The sequence below is a fragment of the Dyella sp. genome (genome assembly GCF_036746095.1).
Lineage (GTDB): Bacteria > Pseudomonadota > Gammaproteobacteria > Xanthomonadales > Rhodanobacteraceae > Dyella_B.
Genome location: NZ_DAIOEU010000034.1, coordinates 1 through 19,769, shown reverse-complemented (window position 1 = coordinate 19,769; position 19,769 = coordinate 1). Strand labels below are relative to the sequence as shown.

The following is a 19,769-nucleotide window of genomic DNA, read 5'->3' as shown; positions in this document are numbered from 1 at the left end:
AACCCATGACTCTTCGTGCCTCTGCTGGCTACACGCAGTATGCCGATGCCTTGATCACCCCGCAGTTTGGCGATCGCCTGATTGCGCGCGGCTACTGCTCATTCGTGGCGGGTGATATCACTGACACCGACTACGCGGGCGACCTTACCAAGTGCGGCGATCAAATCACCTACTTCGTGGACCCCGAAGTTGCGATCAACGAGTACCAGAAAAATCAGGTGCTCGATCCGCAAGAGCTGGAAAGCGAATCCGTCACCATGGTGGTGGACCGCGCCAAGTACTACAACGTCAAACTTGATCGCGTCGACGAGAAGCAAATCTGCTTTATCGACAAGTGGGTGGAAAGCTTCCTGCGGCGCGCCGAGTACAACATGAAGCGCTTGCTGGATCCGGAAGTGCTGATGCGCATGGCGCTAGAAACCGCGCCCACCAATAAGGGTATGGGCGCCGGCAAGGAAAGCCACAGCCAGGATCTGGGTGAAATCGGCAATCCGGTACCGATCACGGCTGCCAATGTCATTGACGTGCTAACGCGCCTGGACGTGGTGCTGCGCGAGGCCTGTCGCTGGGAAGACGGCCAGATGTTCGTGGTGCTACCGAACGTGTCGCGCAATGCCTTGATTGCATCGGACCTGAAGGCCGCTTACCTGACCGGCATGGCGCAAAGCCCCATGCTCAACGGGAAGTTCCCGATGGTCATCTGCGGCTTCGACGTTTACTTCACCGACAACGTGCCGAAGGTGCCCGACCTGGCCACCAACAAAACCGCGTACTGGATTGTGGCTGGCAATAAAAAGGCCACGGGCTTCGCCCAGCAGTTGGAAGATCACGAGATCGTGTCGATGGAAAAATCCTTCGGCAAGTTCTATCGCGGCCTCTGGGTGTACGGCCACAAGCCCTTCCTGCGCGACGCGCTCGCCGCGCTCTACGCCACGTTCTGATCGCGTGCGCCGGCTGCATGCCGGCCATCGCGACGTCTCACTACAGGAGCCATCCATGACCATTCATTACCTGCATCACGGGGGCGCCGGCGTGCGCAACCCGAACTGGGAAATGTACCCGGCCGCAAAGCCGGTAGCCGGCGTGCAACTGCGGCCGGCGGCGCACAAAGAGCCGATCGCTTTCGGCATTACGCGTCTGCTGGATTTTTCGCAGAAAGATGGGCGCCGCCAAGCGGGCCTGCAGCAGTACCTGGAGCGCGCCGCCAACGACGGCACGCCATTGCAAGCAGGCGATACCTGCACCCTGTCGTGCGTTCCGGCGCGCTCGCTGCTGCTGGGTTATGCCTGGGGGGTTGAAGTGCCGGAACAGGGCGTGTCGTTCGACATCACCCTGGCGCAAAAGGGCGAGACCTTGGCCAGCGGCATCAGCGGTGCGGCGGAAGGTTCGAACGCCGAGTTGCTGGATAAGCCGCTCTGGCTGCCGGACGGTGATGTGCTCGCCGTGACCTTCAACGGATTTCCCGCCAAGGGCGCCACCGACTTGACCTTCTGGGTTACGCCGATCGTGATCGTGCCGAAAATTGGCAACTGACGGGCGACGGTCTCGTCCTGACGGCCGTGCGGTTCCACCGTCGCGGCCTTTTGTTTTCGAGAGGAAAGCGACATGACCAAGCAATTCGCCTATCAGGATGCGCACGGGCACGTGTACCCCGCGCACGCCGCGCTCGCGTTTCAGCCCGGCCTGGTCCCAGGATGGTACGACACCGACAAGCGCACGTTCACCCCGAACGGCAACCCCCAAGAACAAACCGGCAGCATCATCACCGACGCGAATTTCGGCGGTGGCAAGGAACAGGTGTTGTCCGGCCTGCGCGATGACCGTGGTGCCGGTACCGCGCCGATTCAATCGGGTGTGGCGTTCACGTCACCGCACGATGCGGAGGAAGCGGCAGAAGTGGCCACGCGCCTGTCCCAGGCACAAGCCGAACTGGAAGCGTTGCGCCAGCAGAATGCCGTGCTGCAAGCGCAGAACGAGGTTTTGCAGGGCGTGAAAGCGGAAAGCACGCCGCTGCCGTATGCACCACTCAGCACCGCGCCCGATGAATCGAGCACTCCACCGGCAGGCGACGAAAGCGGCGAGCTGCAAACGCCAGTGGCCGATCTGCAGCATGAGAACGATCCGCCCGATGCGGAAGCCCCGGTCAAGCGCGCCCGCAAGGTCAACAAGTGACCACCAGTTCCCGCGCCGCGTTGCTGGCCGAAGAGGTCGCGCGGCTGCTGAACGATGCCGAGCACGGCTATGCGTACACGCGCTGGTCGCAAGATGAGCTGATCGAATACGCCAACGATGGCGTGGCGCAGATTGCCATGCTGCGCCCGGATATCGTAGCGCGCGAAGAAACGATCACGCTGCAACCCGGCGCCCGGCAGGTCGTGCCGGAGGGCGCTACGTTTTTCCGGGTGGAAGGCACGCTGGACCGTTACGGCCGCAGGATTGGCCAGCCCAGCAAAACGGATGGCCAGGCCGCGCGCGTGGCGCAAACGTGGTTTGCGGTGCTGGCATGTCCGCGTCCCGGCGACTACGTGGTGCTGTCGTTTGCGTTCGACGACGCGCAGCCAAATGTGTTCTACGTTGAACCGCCGGTGCCGCCGGGCAAAGAAGTGAAGGCCGTGATATCGATGGCGCGCGTGCCGGACCCGTTCGGCGCGAACGATGCGGTGCCGCTGGACCGTCGTTTCCATAACGCACTTATCGAGTGGATGCTCTACCGGGCATTTTCCAAGGACCAGGACAGCGCGCCCGATGCGGGCCTGTCGGCCAGCCACAAACAGCACTTTTACGAGATGCTGGGCCTGTCGCAGCAGGCCGATGACCGCTACTTCAAGAAATCGGCAGGGGAGGCGGCACGTGTCGCTCGTTGAACGCGTGGGGCTGGACGAGTTTTTGCCGTTCGTGATGGCGGCTTGCCCCGATCTGCCCGAGGCCATGGCGACCGCCTACATTCGCCAGGCGTGTATCGATTTTTGCACGCGCAGCGGCATTCTCCGGCGCAAAACGTGGATCGATCAGCAGCGCGACGTGCGTGCTTATCCAGTGTGGCCGGACGCGGGCGAGACCATTGTGCGCATCAACGAAGTACACGTGGACGGCCGCTGCTACCGCGGCGCACGCAACCGCTGCTGCTTCGATCATTTCGGCATACGCTTCACCGTCGACGACGGCATGCTGCGCCTTTCCTCGCCGCCCGGTCGCGATAAACCGCAGGCCATCGAAGTGCGTTTCGTGGCCGCGCCGGAGCGCAACGCGTGCGAAGTGGATGCGCTGCTGTACGAGGACTGGGCCGATGCCATCGAAGACGGCACGCTCGCCAAGCTGTACCTGTTGCCGGCCTATTCGTTTGCCTCGCCCACGTTGGCCAAAGCGCGCCGCGGTAGCTACGACGATCACGTGCGCCGCGCTCGCGTGCGCGCATTGAAAAGCGATACCGGCGATAGCACCGTCGCCATCGCGCCACCCTTTGTATGAGCCAGCGCCATGCGCCGATCGCCAGTAATCGTGATTGACCGCTGGGTGGCGCGCACCGCCTTTCACATCGAAGGCTGTGCTGCGTTGCCCGAACTGGTGATGGAGCTACATCGCGCCGGCAGCAAAGAGCCACCAGATATCTTCGCGCCGCTGACCGTCGACGACGATAACCGCGCCGTCTTCGCGTGGGGCGATCGCTTGTGCCGCCGCGAGCCCGGCTTATACGTCGCGCGGTTTTCGGCATGTGGCCAAGCTTGCGGCGAAGTGACCCTGCAGCTGGGCGACCGCTGCCGCGTGGGCGCTGCGGAGAACATCGACTACGCGCCCATATGCGACGGCCCGGCCGATCCCGGCGGCTCCAGCACGGTATGCCTTGTGCCGCCCAGCTGCACGCCGGCACCCGTTATCTACGTACCCCCTTACGACGTTCCGCGAGGTTGCTGATGTTCCAGCCTGCCATGGGCTTCAAGGCGCGCCTGAAGACCAAACTATCCCCCGATGACCGCGTGCTGCCGCTCTATCCGCACGACGTGGCGCGGCTCGCTTCCGTGTTGGTCGCCGCGGATGACTACACGCGCCTCTGGATCGGCGATGGCGTCGAGCACGAAGTGGTGAAAGTGACGGGCCTGGTGCAAGGCTCTGCGATCATCGACCGCGCGGAAGAGGGCACCAGCCCCACGACCTCACCTGCAGGCAGTTGCGCTTCCTTCGCATGGACACCGGCCAACCTGGCCGACTTTATCCAGCAGGGCATGGGCGGACTTCAGCCGGCGGTGTGCAGCGTGTCGGCCGCGTCGGAGCGCGTCATCGTAGACAACGATCGTTGCGCAGTGAGCATCGATATTCCTGCATGCGCTGGCGCCCGTTGGCGATCCGGCAATCAGCAATTCACGCAGGACGATGCCGGCTGCGTCAGCGCGCAGGCGGTCGACACGCCCTTGGTCGATGGCGAGTACGTCAATGCGACCGTGACGGTGCGCGACGGCCACATCGTGGCGATCAAGTCCGGTACCAACATCGTGTATTCCGGCGGTGGCTGCTGCGGATGCAGCGGCGAGTGACCATTCACAGGAGCAAACCATGGCCATGAAACAACCGATTGTGCTTTCCATTAGTGAGGGGGCGCACGAAGCGCTGTCCAACCCGGACACCTTGCCCGCCTCGGCCGTGCCGATAAGCACAGCACCAGGCAATCTTCTATCCACTGACGATACTGGGCTGAAGGCCACCCTTCCTGATACGTTGCCGGGTACTGCGGTGCCCATTAGCACGGCGTCGGGAAACCTCATATCCCGCGACGCTACAGGGTTATTCGCGACTGTTAGGGCTGCCGACACGGATGCGATTAAGTTTGCAGGCACCGGTTTGGCTGCCAATCCCTTGAATGCAAATCTGAAGATATCGCCCCAGACTGGCAACAAAGCACAAGTGATATCAGGCGGGTTGTATGTTGCTGGCTCAGCAGTCTTCAACCCGAACGTCACGCAATCCATTCGTCCCGGAGGCGCGGCAACGATCACGCCCAGATTCGATGCCGCGTATGACGGTGAGCAGCTCTATCTGTACGGGCAGAACACCACTTTCACTGTGGACGTATCGAATACGCCTGCCGCGATCTCCAACAAAGGGCAATACACCATCCGGATCGTCATGCCTTTTGATGGGGCGGTGGGCACGAGCTTTCTGAAGTTCAAAACGCAATCAAATAATATTCGTGATCCTTACGGAACGTATATTTCTACGGTGAATTTCGCTTATCCGTACGGTGGATCTGGACGAGTGGCCATCGTGGATCTGATCTACACCTTGGGTACGGGTTGGCAGGTCATCGAAGCGGTGCCATCCATTGAGGCAACGCAGGTCTTCGCGCAATCGGTGGTGGTTGGTCCAGAAGGCGGCACCTGCACAATCGACATGAGTGCGCTGCCGTACTACCTGTCATCGTCAGCGTGGAGTTTGCAGCCGTCCGTTTTCGTGACCACGGCTGACGCGAGTTTGTACTCCCGAGGCATGCAGGTTCGGTTGGGCTCAACGGTGATTTACAACGGTACTTTTCCGATGACCAACGGGACACCTGGCGTACCCGCACTTCCGTCATTTGTGGCAGCGCCGACCCAACAAGGCGCAACATGCGCGCTCCCTTCGTTGAGAGTCGACTTGGGCATCGGGCCTGCAACGGCGACTGTATCGGCCAAGTTGATTTGCAACCGCCTACCGCTGGGTACGGTCGTCGGCGACGCACTCTAAGAGCATGTCCGTCAGCGATGCCTACGATTCGACTGAATCAATTCGGCGGCGTGGTTCCGCGCTATCACCCATCGGTCATCCGCGATAACCAGGCCAGCCACGCGCACAACTGCAAGCTGTGGCACGGCACGCTGGCACCGTTCCGCATGCCGGCACCCGTATACGAAGCGCCTGAATCGTGTGTGCGCACCATGTACCGCTTCGAATGCTGCTGGTTGACCTGGGACAACCCCTGCGTGGATGTCGCCGAGTGGTTGCCGACGTGCAGGCGTGTTTTCGTCACGGGGGCGGATGTCTATCCGCTGGTGTCCGAACTGCCCGCCGAAGGCTGCGCGTTCGACTTCAAACGTGTGGGTCTGCCAGCGCCAGAGAATGCCCCGCAAGTGGTTCCGGTGGATGCCAGCAAGCCCATCCAGACGACCAGCAGCCGCGTTTACGTCTACACGTATGTCAACAGCTTCGGCGAGGAAGGCGTGCCGTCGCCGCCCAGCGACGCGCTGCTCGACATGTATGAGGGCGCTGCCGCCGTGGTGAGCATCGATGTACCGCCGGCTGGCTGGGACATCGCGGCCATCCGGCTGTATCGCGTGCAAGAAGGTGTTCTCGACGGCACCGCTGCGGCTGCGCCAACTGGCAGCGCGTATCTGTTCGTCACCGAGCTACCGCCGCAAGCACAAAGCTTCACCGACGACATACCCGCCGACGGCTTAGCTGAGGGCAATGTCTCCCTGACGTATTCGCCGCCGCCCGACGGCCTGCGCAACATCACCCAGCTGCCGGACGGCGTGTTGGCCGGCTCGGTCGGGCGTCAGGTGTGGTTCTGCGAGTCATACCAGCCACAAGCCTGGCCACTGGACACCATGCTGCAGCTGGACGATGACGTCATCGCGCTGGTGTGGAGCAACGGCGTGCTGTATGCGCTCACCGATGGGCACCCGTACGCCATCAGCGAGCAGTGCGTGGATGGCAATTGCTGCCGCGAGGCGTGGCGGTTCCCCAAGCCCATGCCGATAGCATCAAAGAAAAGCGCTGCGGCTGCCGCCGATGGGGCGGTGTATGCCGGTGCCTCGGGCCTGGTGCTGCTGGCCGGCAAGCGCATGGCCGTGATCACCGGCCCCTGGTTTGGCAAAGACGACTGGCAAGCGTTGCTGCCGCACACCATGACCGGCGCCATGGTTGATGGCCAGTATTTCGCATCGACCTGCAAAACCACGTTCCTGTTCTCCCTGCGCGATGGCGTCGAAAACGACGGGCTGCAAGGCAATGACCTGATGCCGCTGACTCTCACGCCCAACGCGCTGCACACCGCACGCGACGGCAAGCTGTACCTCGCCTTTGGCAACGTGGTGCACGAATGGGATGCCGGCGCCGACTTTCTGCCGTATTGCTGGCGCAGCAAGCAGCTGGCGCAGGTAGGGCAAACCAACTTTGCGGCCGCCAAAGTCACGCTGGACGGCTACCCGTACCCTGCGCTGGCACCGTTCGGCGTCACGTTTCGGCTGCTGACCGATGGGCGCCAAGCGCTGGCACGGCCGGTGAAGCACTCTGCGCCGTTCCGGCTGCCTTCGAACAGGCGAAACCTAAATTTCGAAGTGGAAGTATCAGGCACGGAGTCCGTGCGCGACATTGTCCTGGCAACAAGCATGAGCGAAATGTCAGCGTAGACCTACGCAATATCGGATTACTTCGATTGATCGCGGTATCGGTCGCTGGCATGTTTCGAGACGAGTGATGCGGAGTCCAATCCAGCCATAGGCAGAATCCCGGATTGCCGCTTACTTGTTGTAGGTGCTTGGCTAGCTGACGTTGCGCGAGAAGGATGGCGTGGCGGTAAGTAAAGCCTTCGAGCCTTCAGGGTGCGACGCCGATGCGCGCGCATGGTTGTTTTTATAGTTTGGAAGCGCGGGTGCATAAATCCCGCTTGGCACAACAAGGAGGTCCTTAAGGATGCGTAAGTTCTTTTCAAACCTATGTTCGCCTTTACGGTGTGCGGCTGTCGGTCTGCTCGTTCTAGGTGGCGCTCACATCGGTGATGCTCATGCCAGTCCGCAAGACGCCGCCGTGAACGACGTCGGTGGTAGCTACACGGTTTGCCATGATGTCGCCGTGCCGCCCAGCTATGCCCTTGTCGGCATACAGACCAACGCGGGATGTAATCACGGTACGTCGTATACCGTCGCGCCGGCCAGTCCCGGTATGCGCATCTGCAATTTGAGTCAGACGGTAGGCGGTGCTCCCTACCAGATGCCGTTCCCGGACGGCTATATCGTGCAAACCATTCAGGAGGTACAGCCACAGCAAAGCCAGTGCGGTGGTGCGACAGCCATCTACATCATTCAGCCCGTGGCCGAAGGTACAACGGCCTGCAGTGGTACGCAGATACCTACGGGGTGGTCTTATACGGCGTCGTCTCCTTCGCCGGGTTCATGCGGCACATTCGAGCGCATTGAGCTACATCAGTCCGTCGCCGGCATGCGCATCTGCTCGCAATCGCCGTATCCGAATGGCTTCGTTGTGGGTGCCGTTGAAAGCATGGCCGCGTGCGGCTTGCAAGAGCGGTATGTGCTGCAACCTACTTCGGACGGCGTCAAAGCATGTGGACCCACCCACGTTCCAGCCGGCTACGTTATTACCAATACAAACCAGTCAGGTCAGTGCGGCAGCTATCAAACGCTCACCTTGCGTGCTGCCTATGACGGTGTTGTGGTGTGTCCCGCCTCGCCCATTCCGGATCGGTACGTCATTCAATCGGCAGTGCCTTATAACGGTTGTGAAAACTTCACCACTGCCAATCAGCTGAAGTACATACCGTAAGGGGCAACGACATGGATAAGAAAATTATGAAAATGTCTTCAAAATGGATTATGGGCATGTCGTGTGCGCTCGCGATGGTTTTCGTGACGCTCTTTACGCCACGTGCGAACGCTCGCCCCGATGATACTCAGGTTGTTGTGTCCGACATTACAACCATCTGCGCCGGCTGGCCCGTGCCCACCGGGTACGTGATAACGGCTTTCAATGGGTTTACCGCTGCTTGCAATGGGGTATCGGAGTACTCCGTATCGTTGCCAGCGGTGGGGATGGCGGTTTGCTCCAGTGCCACCCTTCCAGATGGCTTCGTTGCGACCAGTGAATTCGAAGACACGACCGCTTGCGGCAATCCGAGCATCCCGGTCAAGTCTTATCGCCTGTCTGCAGTGGCCGAGGGTGTGGCGATGTGTAGTGGTACGCCGCGACCGGTGGGTTTCGTCACAGACCGCGTCGTGGCAAGCAATCAATGCCTTGGTGCCAACGCGTACGTGCTAAAGCCCGTGTCGGAGGGCGTCGCTGCTTGCAGCATGTCGCGTACGCCGGATGGCTACGTTGTTACCTCAGGTACGCCGACGGGCAGCTGCACGGACGCCAGTGTGACCGGGGACTGGTGGACCTTCAATCAAGCCTACGATGGTATCCAGGTCTGCCCGTATTCGCCCATCCCGGCGGGTTACTACAACATGGGCACTGTGCAAAAAACGGATTGCTACGGTGCATCGTTTGGCTATCTCTTGAAGAAGGGATAGTCAGCTAACCGAACGATCAATAGCGGAAAAAGTCTCGTATCGTTCGAAATTCTCGGAGGTTTTATGTATCGCAATCTGATCCTGGCCCTGGCCTTTGTAGTCGCAAGTGCCTCGGCTTATGCAGGAACGTCGCTTCGCGTCGGCAGCAGAGTGCTGACGATCGGCGATAGCGCCGTGCGCGTGCTGGAACTGATGGGAGAGCCGACGGTGCGAGCCTTTTCTCAAGGCGTCGCGAGCGCACTTCCAAATAACCAGCTGTCCGCCGGAGAGCAGTGGCAATACGCCCAAGATGGCAAGACGATCGTTATCAGCGTTGTTGGTGGAAGGGTAGCCAACATCGAAACGCTGTATCGCTGAAGATGGAGACGGAGCGGAGCACAGTCATGCGCATGAAGTTCGTGATGCTTTTAACCGGGATGCTGTCGGCGATCCATCTCGCCGGTTGTTCTTTGCCTTCCAGCCTAAAATATCGCAGCTCGTCAGAAATGAGTCGGATATCGACCGGCATGTCGCAGGAGCAGGTCGTTGCTATTTTGGGCATCCCGGCAAGCAAAACATCATCGTCTGGATTGGAGTGTCTGCAATTTTCGCTTGCTGAGCCATCACGCACCTATCCGGGCAGTTACGGTGTTTATTTTGACCGGAATCAACGAGTGGCTGAGTTCGACTCGAACATTTGTCAGTCCATAAGGCTTGATGCGCTGGCAAAACGCCGTAATGGGTAGTGGCAATGCCCCATGAAAATTGTTTCACGAGTGGTTGGTTTCGCCTTCTTAGCTGTTGCCGCTTTTTTTGCCTATTTTTGGTTCACGGAACTATCTGACGAAAATCAGTTTCGAGTCACGGTGAAATGCGGCTTGGGGATCATCATCGGCTTGCTCTGGGATATTGGCAGACGACTTAGATAGCTGAGGCGAATCCGTCATTTTCAGAGCACACGCACCCGCCTATATGGCGGGTTTCTTATTGAGGCACCATGACCATCAAAATTTTCACCCAGACCGAGTGCAACTATCGCCACATCCAGGAAGTTATTGGGATGATGCCCACCGCCACACGCGAGCTGGATACCAACGCCAAGCCTGACACCATACGCGCATTGAGCGCGATTACCACAGCAGTGACTGGCGCGAACCCGAACCTCTTCTTTGCTGTGGCTGAGTCAGATGGTGTCACGACAGGCTTCATGGTGGGTGCGATGGCGAATTTTCTGTTGGAAAACCGGCTGCTTGCGCAAGATATTCTGCTGTATGTGATGCCCGATCATCGCGGTAACGGAGTGGCATCGGAATTGATTCAAGCGTTTGCAGCATGGAGCAAAGAAAAGGGTGCCTGCGAGGCCCGCATAGGTCTAATGAGCAGTGTTACAGAAGCGGCGCTCACAACTGTGACGGAAGAACTTGGTTTTACGAAGGCCGGAATGGTTGTGGCGTTTAAGCATGGAGGTGCGTAATGGGCTCTTCCGTCATCATCGGCAATTGGGAGCAGATGCAAAACCCGTTGCAGGGCGGCTTCTATGGCGCTGGCAATCAGATTTGGCAGAATCAGCAGGCCAATGCCGACACTTGGGCATCGCAGGCAAAAGCCAACGATGATTTGTGGCGCCAACAACATGACAAAGACGTCCAGGCATGGAAGGACAATCAGAGCGATTGGCTCTTGGCGTGGGGTATCGCCCAAGCCGCCTACGCCGCTGCACAAGTCCTTCTCGCCGAGAAATCCTACGACGCAGCCAAAGACGCTGCCGACAAGCAATACGACATCGCCAACCGTCAGCAGACGATCGCCGACGACGAATACGCCCGCTACAGCGCCCACTTCGCCCCGTGCGAAAACGCCACGATCGATGCCGAGTGCGCGCGCCCCGAATACACCGAAGACATCGAAACGGAAGCCAACCGCGCCGTAGCCGATATCCGCCGCCAGTTCACCGTGGCGCGCCAGCAGTTGCAGCGCCGCCGACAGCGGTACTGCGTTGGCCCCATGCTGGCGCAGGAACGGCAACTGGCGATCGAGGAAGCCCGTGCCGTGGCCGACGCCAAGGAAAAAGTGCGCCGGTATCTGGAAGAGCGCCAGGAGCAGCGCCGCGATAAGTACTTCAATCGCAAACTTCAGTTGTTCAACATTGGTCGCGGCATCAAGGCCGATGCCATTGGCGAGTTGAATCAATCGCTGGCAGGCGTCACCGCCGGCAACGACATTGCCTTGGCCGCGCGCAATCAGTATTACGGCGCCATCCTGTCCAGTTTCGGCGGCTTGATAGGCGCAGGCATGAACTTCTTCGGTGGCTCGGCCAATGGCGTCAACGTTCCGCAATCGGCTATGAGCGGCGGCGGTGGGTTCGTGGGCATGCCTGGTTTTGCCCAGGCCAGCCCGGCCATGTGGCAGGGCGTTGGCATGGCGGGGCGTGTTGTTTAATGCTGAGCGTTCGTCGCCTCACGCGCCATTTCATGCTCAGCCGCCATCGCAATAAAGCTGGAGCGTGAAAGGTGGCGTGACTTGGCGACGCTATCAATGCGATGCACCAAGTATTCCGGCAGGCTGATGTTGAGCCGTACGGCCTTCGTGCTGATTTTGGACAGATCGATATCAAGCATCAGCCAAAAGCCGCCTTGATATTCAGGATCATCTTTCCAGCGCTCGATCGTGGAGGCAGGCGCCGGCCCGCTCTCCTCGCCCTCATACATCAGTTCCACGGCTTCCTGGACCATGGCCGGGAGGTCTTCGAGTTCATCCGCGGCCGAGTTGACGCCGGGCATGTCGGGAATGGCGGCACCGTAGGCGCTGCCGGGATCTTTGAAAACATAGACGGGGTAATACATCACTTTCTCCATCCGGCTTGCCGGTAAATGCTGTGGACAGTACCTATTGGTAGGTCTCTCTTTGGGTGAGGGACTATCACGGTTCTGCTCCCCTTGCGGAATTTGTGGTGGCTTCCGCTCACCGATACTTCCTTGAATCCGTCGGCGAGCAATTTCTTGATGAGTGTCCGGCTGTCCATGTGTGTAATTATACACACTATTACACACGAATACACAACAAAATTGCCCTTCTGAGTGTAGGGCTTTTCCGTTTTTGAGGATTTGCTATATGGCTGCATACCCCGGCATCGCGGCTTATGCCAGCGATTTCAACCGCGCGCGAGACGATTCCTTGCTTTCCGGCGAACGCGCCCAAGCCGCGCACCGCCAGAACTGGCTTGAGAATTACCAGATGCCCGAGAAGATGGCGCAGAGCACCGCCAACTATCTCGGCAACGCCATCAAGGCGGGCACGCTGAGTGGCGGCTACGGCGATTACGTCAACGCCGGCATTGCCGATGCGCAGCGCAGCGCGCGTGAATCCAAGATCAACCTAGGCAAGGTCGTGGCGGGCCAGACCATGGCGCGCCTGCGCGGCGAAGCAACTGCGCGGGGCGCGAAGTCGCCCGAAGAGATCGCCGAATATGTGCACAAGAACATCGACCCGGCCGAGGTCGCTGCCAATCCGTATTTGGCAGACGCCGTGCTGGGCCAACGGCAGCAAACGGGCCAGCAGATGCTGAATCTTGGCATGGCACTGGGCGGAGACCTCGGCGATGCCATGGCCAATCGCGGCCTGCAGACGGCCGGCTACGGCGTGCAGGCGCAGCGGGATGCTGCAGGCAACGTGTACTGGACCGATGCAGCCGGCCATCGCAGCGAAGCGGTGGCGCGCGGTGGGCAGATTCCCGCCGCTATGGCACTGGGCGGCGACGTGGGTGCGCTGGCCAAGTATTTCGGCGAACAGGATGCTCAACGCAGCGCCATGCAGCAGAAGTTGCAGGAAATGCGCATGAAGGCGCCCACCGTGCAGAACTTCTACGCGGGCGATCAGGAGGTACAGCGCGTCTGGAACCCCGAGACCGGCCGCTACGATGACGTGAACAACTACATGGCGGGCACTGGGCCGTTAGCGCAGGCTGTCATGCAGCAAGAATCGGGCGGCAATCCTTATGCCGTGTCGCCCGCTGGCGCGCGCGGACTGATGCAGTTGATGCCAGGCACGCAGCATGATCCGGGTTTCGGCGTGATGCCGGCGCGTGACGGCTCACCCGCCGAAAACATGCGTGTCGGTACCGATTATCTTAACGCCATGCTTGGCCGCTATGGCGGTAATCAAATGCTGGCGCTCGCCGCTTACAACGCTGGCCCCGGCCGTGTGGATTCGGCGCTGCAAGCGACCGGTGGCGATGCAGGTGCCGCGATAGGCATGCTGCCGGCGGAAACGCAGAACTATGTACAGCAGGTGCCGCAACGCGCTGCGGCGGTGGCCACTGGTTCGCCATACGGTCCGGATGCGAGTGGCGCAGCCGCTCCGATGCGGCTCGGTATAAAGAACGCAGCAGCAAGTCAGGGCACGGCGTTGGAGCGCGACATCAAATACCTGACGGATCGCGGTATGACGTACGACGAGGCCTTGCACGCCAAGGGCATCAACACCGGTGGCCCCGCGGTCGATCCAATCGATCCGAATGCGCCTGTTGGCGACGCGTACCTGCAAAGCCTGCCCACCGATCGCCGCAACATTGTCAAGGCCGTGGTGGATGGGCGCTATCCCATACCCACCGGCAAGCAGGCCATGTCGCCGCAGTGGGCAACCATCATTCGCGATGCGCAACAGGTTGATCCTGACCTGGACGGCGGCAACTACTCCGCGCGCGTAAAAGCGCGCCGCGAGTGGACTTCGGGCAAGGATGCTTCAACCACGGCATCGCTCAACATGACGGCCGGACACCTGGGTGAGCTGGCCGATGCCATTCGCGAGTTGGATAACTCGAACTTTGCGCTTATCAACGCGGCAGGCACCAAGAAAGCGGAGGCCATGGGTGGCCAACGCGCTAAAGCGCTCGGCAACTATCGTATTGCGGCCAAAGCGCTGGGCGATGAGGTCGCGAAGCTGTTTGCAGGCGGTCAAAGTGGCGTCGGTGATCGCGAAGAGTTCATGAAGCTGTTCGACCCCAACGCGCCTGCCGATACACAGCGCGCCAATCTGATCACTGCCGTAAAGCTCATTCAGTCGCGTATCGAAGCGCAGCAAGATAAGCGCGACCAGGCGCTTGGCGAGGGGGGTAAATCCATTCAAGTCCTTTCGCCGAAGTCACGGCAATTGTTCGACACGTTCGCCAACATGTCCGTCGATAGTCCCTGGTGGCGACAACGCGGGCGCACCGCAGCGCGTGCTGTATCTCAAACAACAGCGCCGGCCACGCCGCAGCCAGGCACGATCGTCGATGGCTATCGATTCAAGAGCGGCAACCCCGCCGATCCGCAAAGCTGGGAGAAGATGTAATGGCAGGCCCTTGGGAGAAATACCAGACGCCGCCGACACAACCACCGGCGCCGGAAGCAAGCGGGCCATGGGCAGCTTATCAGCAGCCAGCAGCTTCGCCTTACCAGGCTGACGTAGCCGCACGGGCAACAAGTGCCGCAGTGCCACCTGCCTATCAGGCCAGCGCCACGGACGCGGCGGAGGACACGCCGACCGAAGCCGAATGGTCCGCGATGACTCCGGATCAACGGCGCGAACTGGCGCAGCGCACGTACCAGAATCAGCCGTGGTATTCGCGTGTGCTCTCCAGTGCTTTCCACGAGCTACTCGGCAACGAGGCTGCCATTCGCCAGGCCGCGTCTCATGCCATGGGCACGCCCGAAGCCCAGGCGCGCACGCAGGCATACGTGAACAGCTTGCGGCCGTCGAACGAGGCAAGCTCGGAAGGCGTTACGGGTGTTGTCGGGCACGCATTGCCCTACCTGGCCGGCGGTGCAGGCTCCGCCACGCTCCGTGGCTTGGCTGCGGGTGGTGCGAGGGCAGGCGGTGCTATGGGAATGTTGAGTCCTGTCTACACAGACGAAGGTCAAACGCTGAGTACGGCCGACTATTTACGCGCGAAGGGAGTGAATACGGCCGCTGATGCGATAGCCGGTGCCGTCGCGGCGCCTGTGGCGAAGGTGGGGTTAGAACGTATTGTTGCGCCGGCCGTTGGCAAGATGGTCAATACGGTGCGTGGCGTGGTGGACCCGGCGCTGCAAGAAATCCAGCAGCTGGGCCAGAAATACGGCGTGCGCTTGAGCACGGGTGATATCACGCAGAACGCATTACCAAAGCGGGCGGAGGTTGCGCTGGAATCGGTGCCTGTTGTCGGTACAGGTGGATTTCGCGCGGCCCAGCAGGCCGAGGCGAGCACGGCGGCCAAGGGCGTTGCTGATGACATGCGCGAGGCCATGATCAACGCGCCGTTCAAGGGCATTGACCAGGTCGAGAAGGCCGCCGCCGATGGCAATAAAGTGGCGATCGCGCTGAAAAACGAACTCGCAAACGCCGGTGACGACTGGAATAAGATCGTGCAGGCCAGCGGCAACTTGCAAGCGTTCCGCACGAAGCAGATTGCTGACAAGCTTTACGGCCAAGTGGAGCAAATGGCTGCCAATGCCGGCAACGTTCCTGCTTTCGGAACCATCAGGGCCATCGATGAGGCTCTTGCGGAAGCTACCAGCTCCAAGCTCCCTGACGATTCCATCATCAGCATGCTGCGAAAGCTGAAGGAGTCGATGGCCGGTAAAAAGGTGGATATAACCGACCCAGTCATGATCGGTTCCGGCGAGGCAACCCAAACCGTTCGCATGCCTGATACCGATTTCAGCAGCATGCGCAAACTGCGCTCGGATCTTGGCGACATGATCAGCGACTACTACAAGGGCGCGAACGCGGTCACCGGCAGCAAGGGGGTTGGACTGTTGCAGCGAGTGCGTTCGGGCGTTGAGCAAGACATGCAGGATTTTGCGTTGAACAGCGGACGTGATGATCTTGCCTCGGCATGGCGTCGCGCGGATCGCTTCTATCGCGAACGCGTCGTGCCCTACAAAGACCGCTCGCTCGCCACTGCGTTGAAAGATGCGCCGGCGGACGAAGTATTCGGTCGCTTCATCCAGGCCGGTAAAGGCGAACGCGCACGCAACTTCTATGGCGCCCTTGATCCGAAAGGCCAGGCCGCAGTGCGATACGGCATGGTGGCCAACGCCATGGATAAAGCGCTCGATGAAACGCGTAATGTCTTCAGTCCCGCCAAGTTTGCGGGCGCCCTGGACCGCATACGCGAAGCACAAGGTGCCTTCTTTCGGGGCGATGCACGCCGCGAGATAGACGGTTTTTCGAAACTCATGCGGCACGTCGAACGCGCAGGCCAGTTTGCGGAAAACCCGCCAACAGGCGCCCGGACCATTCCGTGGTTACTGGGAGGCGCCGCGGCCATGAATGCGCCGCTCGCGGCCAAGGCGGCAGCCGTTGCAGGCGTAGCAAAAGCGTTGCTCACCACGGCGCCAGGAAAGCGATTCCTGCTGGCGTCCTCCAAGTTGGAAGAGGGTTCGCCAGCGATGGACAAGCTGTTGAAGCGGATCAACCAGGTAATGCCCAAATACAGCGGGATCAGCGCCAGCGATGCGGTGCGTAATAGTCAGCAGCCGGAAGTCGGCGACGAATGAGTGAAGCGAGACGCGATACCTTCCGCGGCCAAGATCGCATCCAGGCGGTCAAAGTGAAATTCACGGATGCGATTGCGTTCGGCAAGCTCGGCGAGCATTTGCGATAGCGTTCGCTTTTGCTTGTCGTAGCCAATGATGGTGTTGACGGCTTTTACCTTGCCCGGAAAAGGTTCTCGATCGCAAAATTTTTCAAGGCCGTTCTTGATCTCAAGCAGGGCTCCGCCTGGCGACGTCTCCCACGCGACAATCAATAGCTGGATGGCATCGTGAAGTTGCTTGGCTGTTGGGTGCCATTTTTTTGAAGGTGACGCCGCTGAACCGTCGCCCCCGCCCCATCCACCCGAGGTGGCGTCCGATACAAGCGGATTGAAACACGTCAAAACGGGGTGTTTGATCAGCTCCAAGAAATGCTTGGCGGTAGGCTCACCACAATAGAACGAGCCCTTGTCCTTCGGATTGGTGTGGGACTCATAGGCGAAGCAGTAATACTGATCCGTAAGAGGGGCACACGCGCAGCTTTTCTTGGTTTGGCCATCGAGAAGCTTTACATGCGCGATCGGCTGTACCTTGTATTTCTCAACGATCTCTCTACGTGTCGATTCGCCTCGGCAATACATGACAGTCCTCGAGTGAAAATAGTGTCCAGCCCGGCGGCGCTTGCCTGCGTTCAACAAGGGGGAATACTTGGGTGTGTTTTTCGTAGCAAGCGCACCGGGCCTCACGGGCGGGCTGCCGAACTTGGACAGAAACCATGTTCTGGAATCGATGGACGGCAGCCAATCAGATTTTGGAGTGTAGCGGTGTCAGGCAATTGCGTCGTCAATGTCGGTTGGTGATGCATCTGACTCCAACTTTAAAGCCAGAGAGGAAGCCATGTCAGCGGTGCCAATTATCCCGTGGATTGGAGGCAAACGGCGGTTAGCCGCCAAACTGCTACCGTTGTTTCCGCCACACGACTGCTACGTCGAAGCACTCTGCGGCAGTGCTGCCTTGCTTTTTCTGCGCGACGTCCCCGCCAAAGTCGAGGTGATCAACGACATGAACGGCGAACTCGTCAATCTCTACCGCGTTGTGCAGCACCATCTTGAGGAATTCGTAAGGCAGTTCAAATGGGCGTTAAGTAGCCGGCAAGTGTTCGCCTGGCTTCAGGAGACCAAGCCCCACACGCTGACGGATATCCAACGCGCGGCGCGGTTCTTCTACCTGCAGCATCACGCCTTCGGAGGAAAAGTTACAGGACAGTCCTTCGGTACGGCAGCAACCGTGCCCATCGTAAACCTGCTACGGCTCGAAGAAACCCTAAGTGCGGCGCACCTGCGGTTGACCGGGGTGACGGTCGAAAACCTCCCCTGGCTCGAGTGTGCGGAACGTTACGATCGACCTCACACTTTCACCTATCTGGATCCGCCGTACTGGCAAGCAGAAGGCTATGGCGTACCCTTTGAGTTTGGCGAGTACGAGCGGATGGCCGCATTTGCGTCCTCAGCAAAGGGCCGGGTGATGATCAGCATCAATGATCATCCCGACATCCGTGCGGTATTTCGCGGCCTGCATGTTCATGAGTTGACCATCCGGTACAGCGTCAACAATTTGAATCGCCAACCGCCGGAGAGCAAAGAACTGGTCATTACCAGCTACGAGCCTGCTGCTTCGGGCCTATTCGCTTGCGTGCAATAGCACGGGTGCGCTACTTGCGCTTGGTCCGTCCACTGCCGGCTTTGATGGTTGCCTCCAGCGTGGAAGCTTGCGACTTCGACAAGTACGCCTTGGCCTTCGTGTTGGGGGCCACCGTCAACACCACATGATTCGCGTCCGCTTCGGCAAAATCGAGCCGGCGAGCGTCCTTCGCATCCATCACCACCGTCCACCGCGCGGTAATCGCCACGTTACCCTCGGAGAATCCCACCTGGGGCGCACTCATCCGGTCGTGCAACGCGCCCACGAGGTCGCTGAGCTTGTACGTTGGCTCTTCTCCCGCTTCTGCTTCGACACTATCTCGAAGGCGGGTCAGTATCTCGGCATGCAGGCTGCGACTGTGCTTCTTGCCCATCATTTCCAGGCTCTTGCGCAGCGCTTTAGGCAAACGCAGGGGGTAAGGGGTTTCTTCGTGTCGGTCGCTCATGCGCCGGCATTGTGGGTAGCGAATAGGCAGTCACTCAATGAGTCATATTGCTATCCACATACACACAAGCGCAAGCTCCACGGTCCCCGTACTCACGCAGGGGCAGGCGGACCAGGACATCCCAAAATGGAGGCGTCATGAAGACGAGAAAAAAAGCGGTACATGTCCCGAGATCTGCGATGGCTCCGCGCCGGAAGCCGGCCAGACCTTCCATGGAATTGAAAGTGGCTGCTGCGCTGTCTGATTGCTTATGCCTGGTCGAGGGCGTGAACGGAGTGGTACACGTCATGATCCTAGGCATGGAAGGATGCGAACTGTGGAAGAATCCTCAAATTGCCACACGGGCGATGTACGCGATTTTGCATACGATGCGCAATGTGCAAGATAAGCTGGCCGAGGTTGAGTCGGCGATGATGGTGTCGGGATATGACGCTCCTGGAACCCATGGTGCAGCTGAAGCCATGGCTGCGCCCGGGGCGACCGTGTAGGCCATCGCGGTCAGCAAGTGGTGGTGATGGACGCTTTTAACCATCCTGGCGAAGGTGCGACGATGCAGCGCATCGGCGTTTCCTCCCCCCTGAGCGCCGGTAGCTGAGCATCACCCACTGTCTCTGGTGGGTGATTTTTCCAAGGCCCCCGAAAGGGGGCCTTTCTATGTGCGTGGTTCACCTCGTGGCATAGGGTAGGCCATTGGTATCTCTGGACATGGACGGCCCTATGGGTGACCCCGAACTGACCCCGCGTTTGCGGTAACTCATTGAAAATATGAGGTAGGACTTGATCACTTCTGATTGTTTAAGTCACTGATTTTACTATTCTTCTTCTTCCTTGACATGGAAGGGGTCACAAGTTCGATCCTTGTACCGCCCACCA

At 59.8% G+C, this 19,769-nt stretch carries 23 protein-coding genes; 20 read left to right on the top strand and 3 right to left on the bottom strand.

The window, feature by feature from the left end; genetic code table 11:
- The first annotated feature begins 5 nt into the window (after positions 1 to 5).
- The 16 genes from V7M64_RS14030 (at position 6) to V7M64_RS13955 (ending at position 11,693) form a co-directional block, all read left to right on the top strand.
- Complete coding sequence (locus tag V7M64_RS14030; RefSeq protein WP_333679877.1) at positions 6 to 941, top strand: hypothetical protein; 936 nt, start codon at positions 6 to 8, stop codon at positions 939 to 941.
- A gap of 55 nt (positions 942 to 996) precedes the next feature.
- On the top strand, positions 997 to 1,533 hold the full coding sequence (locus tag V7M64_RS14025; protein WP_333679875.1) for a hypothetical protein: 537 nt from the start codon (positions 997 to 999) through the stop codon (positions 1,531 to 1,533).
- A 72-nt stretch (positions 1,534 to 1,605) separates the two neighbouring features.
- Positions 1,606 to 2,172: a hypothetical protein gene (locus V7M64_RS14020; RefSeq protein WP_333679874.1), complete on the top strand. Its 567-nt coding sequence runs from the start codon at positions 1,606 to 1,608 to the stop codon at positions 2,170 to 2,172.
- Positions 2,169 to 2,864 (top strand): DUF6682 family protein, encoded by a 696-nt coding sequence (locus V7M64_RS14015; protein ID WP_333679873.1) that lies wholly within the window; start codon positions 2,169 to 2,171, stop codon positions 2,862 to 2,864. The genes V7M64_RS14020 and V7M64_RS14015 overlap by 4 nt, the downstream gene beginning before the upstream one ends.
- On the top strand, positions 2,851 to 3,468 hold the full coding sequence (locus tag V7M64_RS14010) for a hypothetical protein (protein ID WP_333679872.1): 618 nt from the start codon (positions 2,851 to 2,853) through the stop codon (positions 3,466 to 3,468). Before V7M64_RS14015 ends, V7M64_RS14010 begins: the two co-directional genes overlap by 14 nt.
- Before the next feature lie 9 nt (positions 3,469 to 3,477).
- Positions 3,478 to 3,912 carry a hypothetical protein gene (locus V7M64_RS14005; protein ID WP_333679871.1) on the top strand — a complete coding sequence of 145 codons (435 nt, stop codon included), beginning with the start codon at positions 3,478 to 3,480 and terminating at the stop codon, positions 3,910 to 3,912.
- Positions 3,912 to 4,529, top strand: a complete 618-nt coding sequence (locus V7M64_RS14000) for a hypothetical protein (protein WP_333679870.1) — start codon at positions 3,912 to 3,914, stop codon at positions 4,527 to 4,529. The genes V7M64_RS14005 and V7M64_RS14000 overlap by 1 nt, the downstream gene beginning before the upstream one ends.
- Positions 4,530 to 4,548: 19 nt before the next feature.
- Complete coding sequence (locus V7M64_RS13995; protein ID WP_333679869.1) at positions 4,549 to 5,715, top strand: hypothetical protein; 1,167 nt, start codon at positions 4,549 to 4,551, stop codon at positions 5,713 to 5,715.
- Positions 5,716 to 5,732: 17 nt separating this feature from the next.
- Positions 5,733 to 7,379 carry a hypothetical protein gene (locus tag V7M64_RS13990; protein ID WP_333679868.1) on the top strand — a complete coding sequence of 549 codons (1,647 nt, stop codon included), beginning with the start codon at positions 5,733 to 5,735 and terminating at the stop codon, positions 7,377 to 7,379.
- Positions 7,380 to 7,776: 397 nt separating this feature from the next.
- Positions 7,777 to 8,529, top strand: coding sequence for a hypothetical protein (locus V7M64_RS13985; RefSeq protein WP_333679866.1), 753 nt, complete (start codon positions 7,777 to 7,779; stop codon positions 8,527 to 8,529).
- Between the two features lie 11 nt (positions 8,530 to 8,540).
- Positions 8,541 to 9,275, top strand: coding sequence for a hypothetical protein (locus tag V7M64_RS13980; protein WP_333679864.1), 735 nt, complete (start codon positions 8,541 to 8,543; stop codon positions 9,273 to 9,275).
- Between the two features lie 63 nt (positions 9,276 to 9,338).
- Positions 9,339 to 9,632 (top strand): DUF2845 domain-containing protein, encoded by a 294-nt coding sequence (locus V7M64_RS13975; protein WP_333679862.1) that lies wholly within the window; start codon positions 9,339 to 9,341, stop codon positions 9,630 to 9,632.
- A gap of 26 nt (positions 9,633 to 9,658) precedes the next feature.
- Positions 9,659 to 10,000, top strand: coding sequence for a hypothetical protein (locus V7M64_RS13970; RefSeq protein WP_333679861.1), 342 nt, complete (start codon positions 9,659 to 9,661; stop codon positions 9,998 to 10,000).
- A 12-nt stretch (positions 10,001 to 10,012) separates the two neighbouring features.
- A complete protein-coding gene (locus V7M64_RS13965; protein ID WP_333679859.1) occupies positions 10,013 to 10,183 on the top strand; it encodes a hypothetical protein in 171 nt (56 codons plus the stop codon).
- A gap of 68 nt (positions 10,184 to 10,251) precedes the next feature.
- Positions 10,252 to 10,728: a GNAT family N-acetyltransferase gene (locus V7M64_RS13960; RefSeq protein WP_333679858.1), complete on the top strand. Its 477-nt coding sequence runs from the start codon at positions 10,252 to 10,254 to the stop codon at positions 10,726 to 10,728.
- Positions 10,728 to 11,693, top strand: coding sequence for a hypothetical protein (locus V7M64_RS13955; protein WP_333679857.1), 966 nt, complete (start codon positions 10,728 to 10,730; stop codon positions 11,691 to 11,693). Before V7M64_RS13960 ends, V7M64_RS13955 begins: the two co-directional genes overlap by 1 nt.
- Here V7M64_RS13955 and V7M64_RS13950 read toward each other — a convergent pair.
- Entirely contained in the window at positions 11,690 to 12,097 is a 408-nt protein-coding gene (locus V7M64_RS13950) for a type II toxin-antitoxin system HicB family antitoxin (RefSeq protein WP_333679856.1), read from the bottom strand. The genes V7M64_RS13955 and V7M64_RS13950 overlap by 4 nt on opposite strands.
- A 268-nt stretch (positions 12,098 to 12,365) precedes the next feature.
- Between V7M64_RS13950 and V7M64_RS13945 the strand changes: the two genes are divergently transcribed.
- Together V7M64_RS13945 and V7M64_RS13940 are read left to right on the top strand one after the other, a co-directional pair.
- Positions 12,366 to 14,585 carry a lytic transglycosylase domain-containing protein gene (locus V7M64_RS13945; RefSeq protein WP_333679855.1) on the top strand — a complete coding sequence of 740 codons (2,220 nt, stop codon included), beginning with the start codon at positions 12,366 to 12,368 and terminating at the stop codon, positions 14,583 to 14,585.
- Positions 14,586 to 15,082: 497 nt separating this feature from the next.
- Complete coding sequence (locus V7M64_RS13940) at positions 15,083 to 16,774, top strand: hypothetical protein (protein WP_333679854.1); 1,692 nt, start codon at positions 15,083 to 15,085, stop codon at positions 16,772 to 16,774.
- Here the strand turns inward: V7M64_RS13940 and V7M64_RS13935 are convergent.
- Positions 16,747 to 17,391, bottom strand: a complete 645-nt coding sequence (locus tag V7M64_RS13935) for a hypothetical protein (protein ID WP_333679852.1) — start codon at positions 17,389 to 17,391, stop codon at positions 16,747 to 16,749. The two genes, V7M64_RS13940 and V7M64_RS13935, sit on opposite strands and share 28 nt — an antisense overlap.
- A 256-nt stretch (positions 17,392 to 17,647) precedes the next feature.
- Between V7M64_RS13935 and V7M64_RS13930 the strand changes: the two genes are divergently transcribed.
- Entirely contained in the window at positions 17,648 to 18,451 is an 804-nt protein-coding gene (locus tag V7M64_RS13930) for a DNA adenine methylase (RefSeq protein WP_333679850.1), read from the top strand.
- Positions 18,452 to 18,461: 10 nt separating this feature from the next.
- On the opposite strand, the gene V7M64_RS13925 is transcribed toward V7M64_RS13930, so the two are convergent.
- On the bottom strand, positions 18,462 to 18,896 hold the full coding sequence (locus V7M64_RS13925; protein WP_333679849.1) for an Arc family DNA-binding protein: 435 nt from the start codon (positions 18,894 to 18,896) through the stop codon (positions 18,462 to 18,464).
- A 137-nt stretch (positions 18,897 to 19,033) separates the two neighbouring features.
- On the opposite strand from V7M64_RS13925, the gene V7M64_RS13920 reads away from it, so the two are divergent.
- Positions 19,034 to 19,384, top strand: a complete 351-nt coding sequence (locus V7M64_RS13920) for a hypothetical protein (protein WP_333679847.1) — start codon at positions 19,034 to 19,036, stop codon at positions 19,382 to 19,384.
- Positions 19,385 to 19,769 lie beyond the last annotated feature (385 nt).

Excerpts from the sequence above, each read along its gene's own strand:
- V7M64_RS13995 (WP_333679869.1), top strand. The coding sequence starts at position 4,549 with ATGGCCATGAAACAACCGATTGTGCTTTCCATTAGTGAGGGGGCGCAC.
- V7M64_RS14000 (WP_333679870.1), top strand. The coding sequence starts at position 3,912 with ATGTTCCAGCCTGCCATGGGCTTCAAGGCGCGCCTGAAGACCAAACTA.
- V7M64_RS13960 (WP_333679858.1), top strand. The coding sequence starts at position 10,252 with ATGACCATCAAAATTTTCACCCAGACCGAGTGCAACTATCGCCACATC.
- V7M64_RS13970 (WP_333679861.1), top strand. The coding sequence starts at position 9,659 with ATGCGCATGAAGTTCGTGATGCTTTTAACCGGGATGCTGTCGGCGATC.
- V7M64_RS13945 (WP_333679855.1), top strand. The coding sequence starts at position 12,366 with ATGGCTGCATACCCCGGCATCGCGGCTTATGCCAGCGATTTCAACCGC.
- V7M64_RS14005 (WP_333679871.1), top strand. The coding sequence starts at position 3,478 with ATGCGCCGATCGCCAGTAATCGTGATTGACCGCTGGGTGGCGCGCACC.
- V7M64_RS13930 (WP_333679850.1), top strand. The coding sequence starts at position 17,648 with ATGTCAGCGGTGCCAATTATCCCGTGGATTGGAGGCAAACGGCGGTTA.
- V7M64_RS14020 (WP_333679874.1), top strand. The coding sequence starts at position 1,606 with ATGACCAAGCAATTCGCCTATCAGGATGCGCACGGGCACGTGTACCCC.
- V7M64_RS13950 (WP_333679856.1), bottom strand. The coding sequence starts at position 12,097 with ATGTATTACCCCGTCTATGTTTTCAAAGATCCCGGCAGCGCCTACGGT.
- V7M64_RS13935 (WP_333679852.1), bottom strand. The coding sequence starts at position 17,391 with ATGTATTGCCGAGGCGAATCGACACGTAGAGAGATCGTTGAGAAATAC.
- V7M64_RS13980 (WP_333679864.1), top strand. The coding sequence starts at position 8,541 with ATGGATAAGAAAATTATGAAAATGTCTTCAAAATGGATTATGGGCATG.
- V7M64_RS14025 (WP_333679875.1), top strand. The coding sequence starts at position 997 with ATGACCATTCATTACCTGCATCACGGGGGCGCCGGCGTGCGCAACCCG.
- V7M64_RS13990 (WP_333679868.1), top strand. The coding sequence starts at position 5,733 with ATGCCTACGATTCGACTGAATCAATTCGGCGGCGTGGTTCCGCGCTAT.
- V7M64_RS13965 (WP_333679859.1), top strand. The coding sequence starts at position 10,013 with ATGAAAATTGTTTCACGAGTGGTTGGTTTCGCCTTCTTAGCTGTTGCC.
- V7M64_RS13920 (WP_333679847.1), top strand. The coding sequence starts at position 19,034 with ATGAAGACGAGAAAAAAAGCGGTACATGTCCCGAGATCTGCGATGGCT.
- V7M64_RS13975 (WP_333679862.1), top strand. The coding sequence starts at position 9,339 with ATGTATCGCAATCTGATCCTGGCCCTGGCCTTTGTAGTCGCAAGTGCC.
- V7M64_RS13955 (WP_333679857.1), top strand. The coding sequence starts at position 10,728 with ATGGGCTCTTCCGTCATCATCGGCAATTGGGAGCAGATGCAAAACCCG.
- V7M64_RS14030 (WP_333679877.1), top strand. The coding sequence starts at position 6 with ATGACTCTTCGTGCCTCTGCTGGCTACACGCAGTATGCCGATGCCTTG.
- V7M64_RS13925 (WP_333679849.1), bottom strand. The coding sequence starts at position 18,896 with ATGAGCGACCGACACGAAGAAACCCCTTACCCCCTGCGTTTGCCTAAA.